The following is a 14,099-nucleotide window of genomic DNA, read 5'->3' on the forward strand; positions in this document are numbered from 1 at the left end:
CCCCGGATCACCCCCGGCTTTCCCCTGATTCAGGGCCCAGGAGACAGGACCCAGGAGACGAAAGACGCGAGACGTGAGCCGCGCGTCAGCCCCGCCCCGCGTACATCCGCGCGATCACGTCCTCGATGTCCGGCTCCCGCACCGACAGGTCCACCAGCGGGTAGTCCGCCGCCACCGCCGCCACCAGCGGCGCCGCCGACGCCCCCGCCGGGAAGGCCAGCCACTGCCGCGGCCCCTCCACCTTCACCACCCGCGCCCCCGCCACGCTGATCGGTGCGAGCTCCCGCTCCAGATCCACCACCAGCGTCCGCTCGCTCTCCCCCGCCGATCCCGCCGCGTGCAGCCCGCCCAGCGCCCCGTCGTACATCAGCCGCCCGTGGTCGATCACCATCACCCGCTCGCACAGCTGCTCGATGTCCTGCAGGTCGTGCGTGGTCAGCAGCACCGTCGTCCCGAGCTCCTCGTTCAGCTGGCGCAGGAAGCCCCGTACCTTCGCCTTGCTCACCACGTCGAGCCCGATCGTCGGCTCGTCCAGGTACAGCACCTCCGGATCGTGCAGCAGCGCCGCCGCGATGTCCCCGCGCATCCGCTGCCCGAGCGACAACTGCCGTACCGGTACGTCCAGCAGCTCGGCCAGGTCGAGGCGCTCCACGCAGCGCTCCAGGTTCTCCTCGAACCGCGCCCGCGGCACCCGGTACAGCCGCCGCATCAGCCCGTACGAGTCCTTCAGCGGCAGGTCCCACCACAGCGTGGTGCGCTGCCCGAACACCACCCCGATCCGGTGCGCGAGGCGCATCCGCTCCCGCGCCGGGTCGATGCCCGCGACCCGCAGCCGGCCGCCGCTCGGCGTCAGGATGCCGGTCAGCATCTTGATCGTGGTCGACTTCCCGGCGCCGTTGGGCCCGATGTAGCCGACCATCTCTCCCCGGGCGACCTCGAAGCTGATCCCGTCCACCGCCCTGACCTGGCGTTTCTCACGGCGCATCAGGCTCACCCGGCGCCTCACGTCGAAGACCTTCTCGACCCCGTCCAACGAGATCAGCGCATCCGCCACAGCTCTAGCTCCCCGTGCTTCGGTACGAACGGACTCCCGCGCGCCACGCCAGCGACGCGGGCAGGAACACCACGAAGGCCACCAGCGGGCTCAGGAACGCCACCCACCCCGGCAGCCCCAGCGGATCGGGCCGCCCCAACACGTGCAGTGCGGGAAGCCAGTTGACGAAGGCCAACGGGACGATGAAGGTCACCCCGCGCACCAGGTCCTGCGCGAACACCGTCGGCGGGTACTGGAGCATCGTGCAGCCGCCGTAGGTGAAGGAGTTCTGCACCTCCGCCGCGTCCCCGGACACGAACTGGAAGGCCGCGCCCGTCACCATCACCGCAGCGAAGATCGCCGCCCCGGCGAGGACCATCACCGGGACCAGCAGCACCTTCCCGGCCGTCCACTCCACGTCCAGCGTCCAGACCGCCCAGCCCATCACGCCCAGCCCCTGCCCGATCCGGCCCAGCCGGCGCAGCGCGAACCGGTCCGCCGCGACCTGCGCGAGCACCGGGACCGGACGCACCAGCATCGTGTCGAGCGAGCCGTCGCGGATCCGGGCGCCGATCCGGTCGGTGTTGCCCAGCAGCATGTCCGCCAGGCCCAGGGAGGCCGAGCAGGAGCCGTAGAGCAGGGCGATCTCGGGCAGCGTGAAGCCGCCGAGGGCGTCCACGTGGGAGAACATGATGTAGATCGCGACGAAGTCCAGCAGGGTGATCGCCGCGTGCCCCACGGTCGTCAGGACGAAGGAGGTCCGGTACGTCATCGTGGACCGGATCCACATCCCCACGATCAGCCGGTAGCCGCGCAGCCCCTCGCGCACACGACCGCGCCGCGCCTCCTGCGCCACCGCCCCGTCACCCGCGAACCCGCCCGCCCGGAACCTCGGACCCGCAACCGCCCCCGCAACCGCCTCCGCCTCCACTCCCGCCTCAGCCACCCTGGACCACCACCTTCCGCGTCGCGGCCGACTGCAACAGCCGCCCCGCTCCCAGCAGTACGAGCGCCCATCCGGCCTGGAAGGCCAGCGCCTCGGCCGCACCCCCGGCCCCCGCGTGCTTGCCCAGCAGGACGTCCATCGGCACCTGGAGCATCGCCGCCCACGGCATGGCCCGGACGAACTCGCCGAAGCCGCCCGGGAAGACGGTCAGCGGCAGCAGCATCCCGGAGAAGAAGATCGAGGAGACGGTGGCCATGATGTTGATCCCCTGCCCGTCCATCAGCCAGAAGGCCACCAGCCCCACCATGTAGCGCAGCGCGAAACTCACCACCAGCGCGAGCAGCACGGACACCAGGAACAGCAGCCAGCGCACCGGATCGACGGGCAGCGCCAGCGGGAACACCAGGGCTCCCGCCACCAGCGGCACCACCCCGCGGCCCAGCAACTGGAAGCCCGCCCGGCCCAGATCGGCCGCGAGCCACCACATCTGCAGGTCCGCCGGCCGGTACAGGTCGACCGCGACGTCGCCCGTCCGGATCCGCTCCTGCAGCTCCTCCTGGAACCCGCCGCCGATCAGCGCGGCGGCCGCCAGCAGCGACTGGCTCACCCAGACGAAGGTGAGCGCCTGCGCCTGGTCGTAGCCGCCGAGTCCGGGGCGCTGGTCCCACAGCGCGATGTACGTGTACGCGACGATGAATCCGAACACGGTGTTGGTGAACACCCCGGCCGCTGTCGCCGTCCCGTAGGTGGCGTAACGCCTGAATCCGCCTGCCGCGACCGCCAGGTGGAGACGCACTGCGTGACCTACTCCGTGACCTACTCCGTGACCCACTCCGTGACCCACTCCGCGTTGCACTCTGCGACGCACTCTCCGGCGCACCGTATCCCTCCGTTTCCCACGTCGTTCCTACGTCGGCCAAAGCGCGCGAGCTTAGTGCGGAGGGGCGAGCCACGCGACCGATTTATGCCCGTCCGGAGCGGATTCAGCGGCCATCGGGTAGACACCATGAGGTACAGAAGTGGATATTTCGAACGGCGTCGAGGAGTCCTGGAGATGAGCGACCAGTCACCACCCCCTGGCTGGACCCCTCGCGACCCCGACACCCCGCCCGGCGGACCGCATGACGTCCCGCAGCCGCGGGCGCACGACCGGGCCGGGCCCCGGCAGAGCCGGCCGGGGAAGAACGACCGGCGCAAGAGAACCGGCTGGCGCCGCCTCCTGCCCACCTGGCGCATGGTCCTGGGCGGTGTCCTGCTGGTCGCCCTGCTGCTCGGCGGCGCCCTCGTGGCCGGCTACCTGCTGGTCGACATCCCGCCGGCCAACGCCGCCGCCACCGCGCAATCGAACGTCTACCTCTACTCCGACGGCTCCCAGATCGCCCGCGACGGCGAGGTCAACCGCGTCAACGTGCCGCTCTCGCAGATCCCGCGGACCGTGCAGGAGGCCGTACTCGCCGCCGAGGACCGGGACTTCTACTCCGAACGGGCGGTGGATCCCAAGGCCATGATCCGTGCCGCCTGGAACACCGCGACCGGCAAGGGCACCCAGTCCGGTTCGACCATCACTCAGCAGTACGTCAAGAACTACTACTTGGGCCAGGAACAGACGATCAAGCGCAAGGTGAAGGAGTTCTTCATCGCGATCAAACTCGGTCGCGAGAAGTCGAAGAACTACATCCTCGAGGGGTATCTGAACACCAGCTACTTCGGCCGCAACGCCTACGGCATCCAGGCCGCCGCCCAGGCCTACTACGGCAAGGACGTCGGCAGGCTCACCACCGCCGAGGGCGCCTACCTCGCCACCCTCCTCAACTCCCCCAGCGCCTTCGACGTCGTCTCCCACCCCCAGAGCCGCCCCCGCGCGCTCGCCCGCTGGAACTACGTACTCGACGGCATGGTCAAGAAGGACTGGCTGCCCGCCGCCGAACGCGCGACGACCCGGTTCCCCGAGCCGGGCAAGGCCCGCGCGGCCGCCGGCCTGTCCGGCCAGCGCGGCTACCTCGTGGAAGCGATCAAGGACTACATCGTCGAGAACAAGATCCTCGACGACAAGACCCTCGCCGAGGGCGGCTACCGCATCACGTCCACCATCGACAAGCGCCGCCAGACCGCCTTCGTCGACGCCGTCGACGAACAGATGGTCGGCAGACTCGAACCCGAGACGCGCAAGGCGGACCGGCTGGTCCGGACCGGCGGCGTCTCCATCGAACCCACCACCGGCAAGGTCGTCGCCATGTACGGCGGCATCGACTACACCAAGCAGTACGTGAACAACGCGACCCGGCACGACTACCAGGTCGCCTCCACCTTCAAGCCGTTCGTCTTCGCCGCCGCCTCCGAGAACGGCTCCCGCACCCAGGACGGCCGCCGGATCACCCCGAACACGATCTACAACGGCGACAACAAACGCCCGGTCGTCGGCGGCCGCATCCGCTTCGCCCCCGAGAACGAGGGCCAGGTCTCCTACGGCAACATCTCCGTCAACACCGCCACCGACCTCTCCGTCAACGCCGTCTACGCACAGATGGCCGTCGACGTCGGCACCGCCGAGGTCAAACAGACCGCCATCGACCTCGGCATCCCCGAGAACACCCCCAACTTCGTGACCGGCCCGGCCATGGCACTCGGCACCCTCCAGGCCAGCGTCCTGGACATGGCCCAGGCGTACGCCACCCTCGCCGACCACGGCCGCCGCACCCCCTACACCCTCGTGGAGAAGATCACCAAGGGCGACGACACCATCAACCTGCCCGAGCGCACCCCCACCCGGGCCATCAGCCGCGAAGCCGCCGACACCACCACGTCCATGCTGGTCAGCGTCGTGGACAACGGCACCGGTACGGCAGCCCTCGCCGCCGGCCACCCGGCCGCGGGCAAGACCGGCACCGGCGAACTGGACCGCTCGGCCTGGTTCGCGGCCTACACCCCGGAGCTGGTGACGGTGGTCTCGATGATGGGCCAGGACCCCGACACCGGAACCCTGCAGTCCCTCTACGGCGCCCTCGGCGAGTCCCGCATCGGCGGCGGCGGATACCCCGCCCGGATCTGGGCCGCCTACACCAAGACCGCCCTGGAGGGCACCGACCCCGTCGACTTCGACCTGGAACTCCAGCCCGGCGCCGCACAGCCCCCGCCGCCCCCCAGCCCGGAGTCCGAACCGCCGCAGGAAACGACGGGCGAACCCTCACCCAGCGCTCCGCAACGCCCGACCCGGCCCACGCCCTCGAACCCGACGGGCGGCCGCAACCAGGGCGGACAGAACAACGGCGGCCAGAACCAGGGCGGCCAGGACAACGGCGGCCGCACGAACTCGGGCCAGGACAACGGAGGCCAGGACAACGCGGGCACCACCCAGGGCGGCGACCAGGGCGGCACCACACAGGGCACACAAGGCACACAGGGCAGCGCCCAGGGAGGTACGGAGGGAAGCGACGGCGGCCCGGCGGAAGGCCTGCGCCCGCCGTCGGCGTTCCTCGAATAGCGGGCCGGCCGACCAGCGGGCCGGTCAGTGACCGGAGGTCGCCTTCAGCCCCACCACGGCGACCAGCAGCAGACAGATGAAGAAGATCCGGGCGGCGGTGACGGGCTCACCCAGCACCGCCATACCGAGCACGGCCGCACCGGCGGCGCCGATGCCCACCCACACCCCGTACGCCGTACCGATGGGCAGGGTCTTCGCGGCGTAGGACAGCAGCACCATGCTCGCGACGATCCCGGCGCCCGTGAACACACTGGGCCACAGCCGGGTGAAACCTTCGGTGAACTTCATGCCGATCGACCAGCCGACCTCGAGCAGACCGGCGACGAGAAGAAGAACCCATGCCATGACGGCACCTCCGAGACATCGAGCGATACGGGGTGCGTCGTCTTGTCGTACCCGGTACGGCGCGTCTCGTCGGGGTTCTCCCCCACCGTAGCAAAGGGCAGCAAAAAGGGCCGGTGACCTGGGCCACCAGCCCCTTCCCGCTTCTCTGCTCCCCCTGCTTCCCTGCTTCCCTGCTTCCCTGCTACAGGTACAGCCCGGTGGAGTCCTCCGACCCCTCCAGCCGCTCCGCGGCCACGGCGTGCAGGTCCCGCTCACGCATCAGCACGTACGTCGCGCCCCGCACCTCGACCTCGGCACGGTCCTCGGGGTCGTACAGCACCCGGTCACCGGGCTCGACCGTCCGGACGTTCTGACCGACGGCGACCACCTCGGCCCAGGCCAGCCGCTTGCCCACCGCGGCCGTCGCAGGAATCAGGATGCCGCCGCCCGAGCGCCGCTCGCCCTCCGGCAGGTCGGACTTCACGAGCACGCGGTCGTGCAGCATGCGAATGGGCAGCTTGTCGTGGGTGGTGTTCTCGCTCACGCCCCGAACCTACCTGTCCGTACCCGCCCCGTACCGCTCAGGGTCATCCGCGCCTACGGCGCGCCGACACCACGAGCAGGCCGACCACGCCCACCGCGACCAGGGCGACGGGCACGATCCGGTCGATGCGCGGAGCCCCGTCGTCGTCGCGCAGGCCGTCCCGCAGGTCCGTCACGATCCGGTTCACCGTGGCGAAGGCCCGCCCGGCGGTGTGGTCGACGGTCGAGGCGACCCGGGCCTTCGCATCCCCGATGATCGTCTTCGGGTGCATGCGCACGCCGATCTCGTCGAGCGTCTCGGCGAGCTGCTCGCGGCGGCGGACGATGTCCGCCTCGATCTGTGCGGGGGTCCTGGCTTCCGACACCGCGCTGCCTCCGTCGTCGTGGTCCTGTGGGGCGTAGTCCGCCATGAACAGTCTGTCAGCTTAGTCTCATGGCATACCGATCCCCTCCCGAGGAGCAGTCAAGATGAGCGAGCGACTCCAGCCGGGCGACACCGCCCCCGCCTTCACCCTGCCCGACGCGGACGGCAACGAGATCTCGCTCGCCGACCACAAGGGCCGCAAGGTGATCGTGTACTTCTACCCGTCCGCGCTGACGCCGGGCTGCACGAAGCAGGCCTGCGACTTCACGGACAACCTGTCCTTCCTGACGGGCCACGGCTACGACGTCATCGGCGTGTCCCCGGACAAGCCGGAGAAGCTGGCGAAGTTCCGCGAGAAGGAGGACCTGAAGGTCACCCTGGTCAGCGACCCGGAGAAGGAGACGCTGACGGCGTACGGGGCGTACGGCGAGAAGAAGCTGTACGGCAAGACGGTCACGGGGGTCATCCGCTCCACGGTGGTCGTCGACGAGCAGGGCAAGGTCGAGCACGCCTTCTACAACGTCAAGGCCACAGGCCACGTAGCCAAAATCATCAAGGACCTGGGCCTCTGACCCCCGCCTCCCCCGACGGAGCGGCCCGCACTATCTGGTGCGGGCCGTTCCGTTTATCGGACGTAACCCCACGCATTCCGGTCCGTTAATCCGTACGAGGCCACGAACGCGCGGCCGGAACGGAGGGGGCCGGGATGCCGATCAGCCCGTACACGAAGGAACGCCTCGCGGAGGCGGCGCGTACGTCTCGCACGCTGTCCGAGGCGCTGGAGAAGCTGGGGATCGGCCCGAAGGGCGGCTCGCGCGAGTACATACGCAGGCGTATGAACCAGTTCGGGGTGGACGTCTCGCACTTCGAGCGGGACGGGAACCGATGGACCCGCACGGTCCTGGAGGAGGCCGTCAGCGCCTCCAGCAACATGTACGCGGTCCTGCGACACCTGGGGCTCGACACGGTGGGCGGACATCACGCGCACATCAGCCGCCGCGTCCGCTCACTGGGCATCGACACCTCACACTTCACCGGCCCGTCCCGAACGGACCGGACGAGGGGCAGCCATCGGAGACGAACCGCGGACGAGATCCTTCGCAAGGATCACTCACCTCACGCCACACGCACCCCCGGCAAGATGCTCCGACGCGCCCTGCTCGACCTCGGTGTCGAGGAGCGCTGCGCCGATTGCGGTATCGAAGGCGTCTGGATGGGAGAACCCCTCTCCCTGGAGGTCGACCACATCAACGGCGATTGGCGTGACAACCGCGCCGAAAACCTTCGGCTCATGTGCCCCAACTGCCACTCCACGACGGACTCGTACCGAGGCCGGGGCAAGAGGCGCCGATGAACGGCTGGCGCCATGACCGCCCGTCGCGAGAAGAGCTGGCGCAAGCAATCGCCGACTCGGCCAGCATCGCCGCGACACTTCGACTCCTGGGGTTCCCTGACCACGGCGGGCAACGAGCCCACTTGCGCTCATGGATCACCGAGGAAGCGCACGACACCTCGCACTTCCTCGGCCAGGGGCACCGGCGCGGCAAGACCCGGCCCGCACCACCCATAGCCGCAGAGGAGATTCTTATCAAGCGGGCGGGAGGGCAGCGGACGCGCACCCCGCTCCTGCGCCAGGCCCTCCGGGCCATCGGAATCCCTGAGCAATGCGCCCGCTGCGGAAGCCCGCCGCAGTGGCGCGGACGACCGATGACCTTGGAGATCGACCACATCAACGGCGACCGGAGCGACGACCGCCGCGAGAACCTGCAGCTTCTGTGCCCCAACTGTCATGCGACGACCAGCACCTGGTGCCGCGGCGGGCGGGGTAAGCCGGTCGCCGACTGAAGGGGGACCGCCGTACACTGGGCGCGACAGGCTGGAGCAGATGCCCGAATTGCCCAACATGTCGCGGTCGTGGCGAAATTGGCGATACGCGCTGGGTTTAGGTCCCAGTGGGGTAACACCCGTGGGGGTTCGAGTCCCCCCGACCGCACGCTGACAGAGGGCCCGTACGCACACGCGTACGAGCCCTTTCGGCATGGCCTGCGTCAGCCCAGGAGGGCGCGGATGAAGGGGACCAAGGCGCGGAAGGCCTGGCCGCGGTGGGAGATCGCGTTCTTCTCCGCCGGGGTCAGCTCCGCGCACGTGCGGGTGTCGCCCTGCGGCTGGAGGACCGGGTCGTAGCCGAAGCCGCCCGTGCCGGAGGGGGTGTGGCGGAGGGTGCCCAGGAGGCGGCCCTCGACGACGCGTTCGGTGCCGTCCGGGAGGGCCAGGGCGGCCGCGCACGCGAAGTGGGCCCCGCGGTTCTCGTCGGCGATGTCCCCGAGCTGGGCCAGCAGCAGGTCCAGGTTGGCCTTGTCGTCGCCGTGCGTGCCGGCCCAGCGGGCCGAGAAGATGCCGGGGGCGCCGTGCAGGACGTCCACGCAGAGGCCGGAGTCGTCGGCGACGGCCGGGAGGCCGGTGGCGCGGGCCAGGGCGTGGGCCTTGAGGAGTGCGTTCTCGGCGAAGGTGATGCCGGTTTCCTTGACGTCCGGGATCTCCGGGTACGCGTCCGCGCCGACCAGCTCGTGCGGCAGGCCGGCGTCGGACAGGATCGCGCGGAGTTCGGAGACTTTGCCCGCGTTGCGGGTGGCCAGGATCAGGCGGCTGGGCGTCGGGGTCATGCCCCCATTATCCCGGGGTGCAGACCTTGGAGATCTCGCCGGCCGCGTCGGCCACCGGCTGGATGTCCGGGGCGGTGTTGCCGCTCTGGATCGAGGTGCGGACGTTCTTGACGGCCGTGTTCATCGAGTCGATGGCCTTGCCCAGGTCGGCGTTGTCCGTCTGGTCGCCGATCTTCTTGAGGTTCGTCTCGATCTGGTCGAGCGCGTTCTGGGCGTCCTGCGGGCTGTTGCCCGCCTGGGAGACCGCCTGCTGGAGGTCGTTCGCGCCGTCCGTGATGGCCACGGCCGTGTTCGCGCAGTCCATCACCGTGGAGATCGCGTTGCACGCGGACAGGGCCGGGACGGTGAGTACGGCGGCCACGGCCACGGCGGCTATGCGGAACTTCATGCGGTTCTCCCCTGAGGACTTGGACGGTGTCGATGTCGGTGTCGAGGACGACGGCTGGGTCGATGACGACGGCGAGGACGGGCGCACGGCTTCGAGACCGTGCGCCCGTACCTTCCTGGACGCCGGGCACGGCCCGGCGGTTGCCGCCTACAGTTCGAGCGCGCCCAGCTGGATGGCTTCCAGGTCCGCGCAGCCGCCGGCCGCGAGGTCGAGGAGGGCGTTGAGCTCCTTGCGGTCGAAGGGCTCGCCCTCGGCGGTTCCCTGGACCTCGACGAAGCGGCCGTCGCCGGTGCAGACCACGTTCATGTCGGTCTCGGCGCGCACGTCCTCCTCGTAGCAGAGGTCGAGGAGCGGGACGCCGTCGACGATGCCGACGCTGACGGCGGCGACGGTGCCGGTGAGCGGCTTGCGGCCGGCCTTGATCAGCTTCTTCTTCTGGCCCCAGGCGACGGCGTCGGCGAGGGCGACGTAGGCGCCGGTGATGGCGGCGGTGCGGGTGCCGCCGTCGGCCTGGAGGACGTCGCAGTCCAGGACGACGGTGTTCTCGCCGAGGGCCTTGTAGTCGATGACGGCGCGCAGGGAGCGGCCGATCAGGCGGGAGATCTCGTGGGTGCGGCCGCCGATCTTGCCGCGGACGGATTCGCGGTCGCCGCGGGTGTTGGTGGAGCGCGGCAGCATCGAGTACTCGGAGGTGACCCAGCCTTCGCCGCTGCCCTTGCGCCAGCGCGGGACGCCTTCGGTGAAGGAGGCGGTGCAGAAGACCTTGGTGTCTCCGAAGGAGATGAGGACGGAGCCCTCGGCGTGCTTGCTCCATCCGCGTTCGATGGTGACCGGGCGGAGCTGTTCGGGCGTACGGCCGTCAATGCGAGACATGGCTCCGAGCCTAGTCCCTGGGAGGGAACGCGAAGACCCCGTCCGGGTGCTTCCTGGACGGGGTCTTCGATGGCCGGGCGGAAGGCCGGGCGGGGCCGGGTCCGGCCGGACTCTAGGGAGTCCGGATCACATCATGTCTTCGATGTCGGCGGCGATCGGGTCGGCGTCGGTGCCGATGACGACCTGGATCGCGGTGCCCATCTTGACGACGCCGTGGGCGCCGGCGGCCTTGAGTGCGGCTTCGTCGACCTTGGAGGGGTCGATGACCTCGGTGCGCAGGCGGGTGATGCAGCCCTCGACCTCTTCGATGTTCTCGATGCCGCCGAGCCCGGCGACGATCTTCTCAGCCTTGGTGGCCATGTGTTTCTCCCTGAGTGTTTCGAAGAACGAGTCTCGGCGGCCAGTACGTGGATCCTCACCTGCACGGTCCGCTTTGTCACGGTAACGCACGGTTGGCCCATCTACGCGAGCGCGTGACCGACCCCTGCCGAATGATGACGATCAGCAGCAACCTACCCACAACTGGTCTACACCAGTGTGCCGTACGTGTTGCGGCAGCCAAAAACGGGCCGGTCAGGGAGGACGCCGATGAGCGCGGAGAGCGCCACCGCAGTGCCGCAACCGAAGTGGTGGAACGGCCTGTTCCAGGCGCTGCAGAAAATGGGCCGGAGCCTGCAGCTGCCGATCGCCGTCCTCCCCGCGGCCGGCATCCTCAACCGCTTCGGCCAGCCGGACATGTTCGGCGCGGAGGGCCTCGGCTGGACGGACGTCGCCAAGGTCATGGCGGCCGCGGGCGGCGCCCTGCTCAACTCCGACCTCGGCCTGCCGCTCCTCTTCTGCGTCGGCGTCGCGATCGGCATGGCCAAGAAGGCGGACGGCTCGACCGCCCTGGCCGCGGTGGTCGGTTTCCTCGTCTACCGGAGCGTGCTGCGGATCTTCCCCACTCCCTGCCCGACGGGGACGAAGGACATCGGGGGCGGCTGCCTGGGGCCGGACGACACCTTCGCCGAGTACACCTTCCAGAATCCGGGGGTCTTCGGCGGCATCGTCATGGGCCTGCTCGCCGCCTGGTTCTGGCAGCGCTACCACCGGGTCAAGCTGGTGGACTGGCTCGGCTTCTTCAACGGCCGCCGGCTGGTCCCGATCATCATGACCTTCGTCGCGATCGCCTTCGCCGTCATCTGCCTGTGGATCTGGCCGCCGATCGGCGACGGGCTGGAGAGCTTCTCGGACTGGCTGGTCGGCCTGGGCTCCTGGGGTGCCGGCATCTTCGGCATCGCGAACCGGGCGCTGCTGGTGATCGGCCTGCACCAGTTCCTGAACGTGCCGGTGTGGTTCCAGTTCGGCAGCTACACCAAGCCGGACGGCCAGGTCGTGCACGGTGACATCCCGATGTTCCTGGCGGGCGACCCGGATGCCGGTCAGTTCCTCTCCGGCTTCTTCCCGATCATGATGTTCGCCCTGCCGGCCGCGGCCCTGGCGATCACGCATTGCGCGAAGCCTCAGCGGCGCAAGGAGGTGGGCGGGCTGATGCTGTCGGTGGCCCTGACCTCGTTCGTCACGGGCATCACCGAGCCGCTGGAGTACTCGTTCCTGTTCGTGGCGCCCGCGCTGTACGCGGTCCACGCGGTGCTGACGGGCGTCTCGATGGCGGTGACCTGGGCGCTGGGTGTCCACGACGGCTTCAGCTTCTCGGCCGGCCTGATCGACTACGTCATCAACTGGGGGCTGGCGACGAAGCCCTGGCTGATCATTCCGATCGGTCTCGCCTTCGCGGTCGTCTACTACGCGATCTTCCGCTTCGCGATCACGAAGTTCGACATCCCCACCCCGGGGCGGGAGTCGGACGAGGAGATCGCGGCGATGCAGGCGGAGAACACCAAGGCCTGAGCCGCTTCGCGGAGGCTGCGGGGCCGGTCCGTCAAGGGCCTCCGGATCACGATCCGGAGGCCCTTCGGCACGCCCCGCCGGATGTGATCCAGGCCACAGGAAATCGAAGGTTCCTTATCTAACCCTCACCGTGTTACAACTGGTCTACACCACAATTGGTGTAGACCACGAGGGCCTGTCCGAGCCCGCGTACCCCCGTATCTGAGACGTCGCCGTCCCCCGTTTCCCTCTGGCGTCGCCTTGCCCACTGGAGGAAGTTGTGTCCACGGCTACCGCCCCCTCGGCGGAAAAGAAGAAGGGCGCTGGCGTGATGGCCGTCATGCAGCGCATCGGCCGGAGCCTCATGCTCCCCGTCGCCGTGATGCCCGCCGCCGCGCTGCTGGTCCGCTTCGGCCAGGACGACATGCTGGCACGCGCCTCATTCCCCGACTTCGTCCAGAAGCTCGCCAGCTACATGGCCGCCGGCGGCGACGCCATCCTCGGCAACATGGCGCTGCTCTTCTGCGTCGGCATCGCGATCGGCTTCGCCAAGAAGTCGGACGGCTCCACCGCCCTGGCGGCGGTCGCCGGCTACCTGGTCTTCCAGAAGGTGCTCGCCACCTTCACCGACAGCAGCCTCCCGAAGGTCGCCAAGGTCGTGGGCGACAAGATCGTCCACGTCGATGCCCCGGTCAACGCCGGTGTGCTCGGCGGCGTGGTGATGGGCATCGTCGTCGCCCTGCTGTACCAGAAGTTCTACCGGACCAAGCTGCCGGACTGGGCGGGCTTCTTCGGCGGTCGCCGCCTCGTCCCGATCCTGTCCTCCTTCGCGGGCCTGGCCATCGGCATCGTCTTCGGTCTGATCTGGCCGGTCCTCGGCGCCGGCATCCACAACTTCAGCGAGTGGCTGGTCGGATCCGGCGCTGTCGGCGCGGGCATCTTCGGCGTCGCCAACCGTGCGCTCATCCCGATCGGCATGCACCACCTGCTCAACTCCTTCCCGTGGTTCCAGGCGGGCACGTACAACGACGCCGGCACCGACTACCACGGTGACATCGCCCGCTTCCTGCACGGCGACCCGACCGCGGGCCAGTTCATGACCGGCTTCTTCCCGATCATGATGTTCGCCCTCCCGGCCGCCTGCCTCGCGATCACCCACGCGGCCCGTCCCGAGCGCCGCAAGGTCGTCGGCGGCATGATGCTCTCCCTCGCGCTCACCGCCTTCGTCACAGGTGTGACCGAGCCGATCGAGTTCACGTTCATGTTCATCGCCCCGGTGCTGTACGTGATCCACGCGATTCTGACCGGTGTCTCCATGGCGCTGACCTGGGCCCTCGGCATGAAGGACGGCTTCGGCTTCTCCGCCGGCGCGGTCGACTACCTGCTGAACCTCGGCAAGGCCACCAACCCCCTGGGCCTCGCGGTCGTGGGTCTCTGCTTCGCGGTCCTGTACTACGTGATCTTCCGCTTCGCGATCACCAAGTTCAACATCCCCACCCCGGGCCGCGAGTCCGACGAGGAGCTGGCCGAGATGGCCAAGGCCGAGGCCAAGTAGCAGGCCCAGCCCCGCAGCACCGCAGAAGCCCCCGCTCTCCCGGAAGGGAGGGCGGGGGCT

Annotated in this window: 16 protein-coding genes, 1 tRNA gene and 1 riboswitch; of the genes, 7 read left to right on the forward strand and 10 right to left on the reverse strand. The window is 69.3% G+C overall.

Features of this window, described 5'->3' with window-relative positions; all coding sequences use genetic code 11:
* Positions 1-85 precede the first annotated feature (85 nt).
* The 3 genes from OG444_RS15090 to OG444_RS15100 are packed head-to-tail and all read right to left on the reverse strand — an operon-like array spanning position 86 to position 2,775.
* On the reverse strand, positions 86-1,054 hold the full coding sequence (locus OG444_RS15090) for an ABC transporter ATP-binding protein (RefSeq protein ID WP_327262672.1): 969 nt from the start codon (positions 1,052-1,054) through the stop codon (positions 86-88).
* A gap of 4 nt (positions 1,055-1,058) precedes the next feature.
* The gene (locus OG444_RS15095; RefSeq protein ID WP_383195599.1) at positions 1,059-1,979 is read right to left on the reverse strand and encodes an ABC transporter permease; all 921 of its coding nucleotides are present in this window, start codon (positions 1,977-1,979) and stop codon (positions 1,059-1,061) included.
* Positions 1,972-2,775, reverse strand: coding sequence for an ABC transporter permease (locus OG444_RS15100; RefSeq protein WP_327262673.1), 804 nt, complete (start codon positions 2,773-2,775; stop codon positions 1,972-1,974). The genes OG444_RS15095 and OG444_RS15100 overlap by 8 nt, the downstream gene beginning before the upstream one ends.
* Before the next feature lie 258 nt (positions 2,776-3,033).
* Here OG444_RS15100 and OG444_RS15105 point away from each other — a divergent pair, with 258 nt between their 5' ends.
* Complete coding sequence (locus OG444_RS15105; protein ID WP_327262674.1) at positions 3,034-5,460, forward strand: transglycosylase domain-containing protein; 2,427 nt, start codon at positions 3,034-3,036, stop codon at positions 5,458-5,460.
* Positions 5,461-5,484: 24 nt separating this feature from the next.
* Here the strand turns inward: OG444_RS15105 and OG444_RS15110 are convergent, their stop codons facing one another.
* The 3 genes from OG444_RS15110 to OG444_RS15120 form a co-directional block, all read right to left on the reverse strand.
* Entirely contained in the window at positions 5,485-5,805 is a 321-nt protein-coding gene (locus OG444_RS15110; RefSeq protein ID WP_030158619.1) for a DMT family transporter, read from the reverse strand.
* A gap of 31 nt (positions 5,806-5,836) precedes the next feature.
* Positions 5,837-5,907, reverse strand: a riboswitch (guanidine-III (ykkC-III) riboswitch).
* Positions 5,908-5,986: 79 nt separating this feature from the next.
* A complete protein-coding gene (locus OG444_RS15115) occupies positions 5,987-6,328 on the reverse strand; it encodes a GroES family chaperonin (protein ID WP_030009035.1) in 342 nt (113 codons plus the stop codon).
* A gap of 43 nt (positions 6,329-6,371) precedes the next feature.
* The gene (locus OG444_RS15120; protein ID WP_327266789.1) at positions 6,372-6,692 is read right to left on the reverse strand and encodes a DUF3618 domain-containing protein; all 321 of its coding nucleotides are present in this window, start codon (positions 6,690-6,692) and stop codon (positions 6,372-6,374) included.
* 103 nt (positions 6,693-6,795) lie between these two features.
* Between OG444_RS15120 and bcp the strand changes: the two genes are divergently transcribed.
* The 4 genes from bcp (at position 6,796) to OG444_RS15140 (ending at position 8,684) form a co-directional block, all read left to right on the forward strand.
* Entirely contained in the window at positions 6,796-7,263 is a 468-nt protein-coding gene (bcp, locus tag OG444_RS15125; RefSeq protein ID WP_327262675.1) for a thioredoxin-dependent thiol peroxidase, read from the forward strand.
* A 134-nt stretch (positions 7,264-7,397) separates the two neighbouring features.
* The gene (locus OG444_RS15130; protein WP_327262676.1) at positions 7,398-8,045 is read left to right on the forward strand and encodes an HNH endonuclease signature motif containing protein; all 648 of its coding nucleotides are present in this window, start codon (positions 7,398-7,400) and stop codon (positions 8,043-8,045) included.
* Positions 8,042-8,536 (forward strand): HNH endonuclease signature motif containing protein, encoded by a 495-nt coding sequence (locus OG444_RS15135; RefSeq protein WP_327262677.1) that lies wholly within the window; start codon positions 8,042-8,044, stop codon positions 8,534-8,536. Before OG444_RS15130 ends, OG444_RS15135 begins: the two co-directional genes overlap by 4 nt.
* A 63-nt stretch (positions 8,537-8,599) precedes the next feature.
* Positions 8,600-8,684 (forward strand) — tRNA-Leu (locus OG444_RS15140).
* A 55-nt stretch (positions 8,685-8,739) separates the two neighbouring features.
* Here the strand turns inward: OG444_RS15140 and rdgB are convergent.
* The 4 genes from rdgB to OG444_RS15160 form a co-directional block, all read right to left on the reverse strand.
* Positions 8,740-9,354, reverse strand: a complete 615-nt coding sequence (rdgB, locus tag OG444_RS15145) for an RdgB/HAM1 family non-canonical purine NTP pyrophosphatase (RefSeq protein ID WP_327262678.1) — start codon at positions 9,352-9,354, stop codon at positions 8,740-8,742.
* A gap of 7 nt (positions 9,355-9,361) precedes the next feature.
* Positions 9,362-9,742, reverse strand: a complete 381-nt coding sequence (locus OG444_RS15150) for a hypothetical protein (protein ID WP_327262679.1) — start codon at positions 9,740-9,742, stop codon at positions 9,362-9,364.
* 147 nt (positions 9,743-9,889) lie between these two features.
* Complete coding sequence (rph, locus tag OG444_RS15155) at positions 9,890-10,615, reverse strand: ribonuclease PH (protein WP_327262680.1); 726 nt, start codon at positions 10,613-10,615, stop codon at positions 9,890-9,892.
* A gap of 126 nt (positions 10,616-10,741) precedes the next feature.
* Positions 10,742-11,065, reverse strand: a complete 324-nt coding sequence (locus OG444_RS15160; RefSeq protein WP_327262681.1) for a PTS glucose/sucrose transporter subunit IIB — start codon at positions 11,063-11,065, stop codon at positions 10,742-10,744.
* A 138-nt stretch (positions 11,066-11,203) separates the two neighbouring features.
* Here OG444_RS15160 and OG444_RS15165 point away from each other — a divergent pair, with 138 nt between their 5' ends.
* Both OG444_RS15165 and OG444_RS15170 read left to right on the forward strand, forming a co-directional pair.
* Entirely contained in the window at positions 11,204-12,505 is a 1,302-nt protein-coding gene (locus tag OG444_RS15165; protein WP_327262682.1) for a PTS transporter subunit EIIC, read from the forward strand.
* A 310-nt stretch (positions 12,506-12,815) separates the two neighbouring features.
* Positions 12,816-14,039, forward strand: coding sequence for a PTS transporter subunit EIIC (locus tag OG444_RS15170; RefSeq protein WP_327266790.1), 1,224 nt, complete (start codon positions 12,816-12,818; stop codon positions 14,037-14,039).
* The last annotated feature ends 60 nt before the right edge of the window (positions 14,040-14,099 follow it).

The organism is Streptomyces sp. NBC_01232 (assembly GCF_035989885.1).
GTDB lineage: Bacteria > Actinomycetota > Actinomycetes > Streptomycetales > Streptomycetaceae > Streptomyces.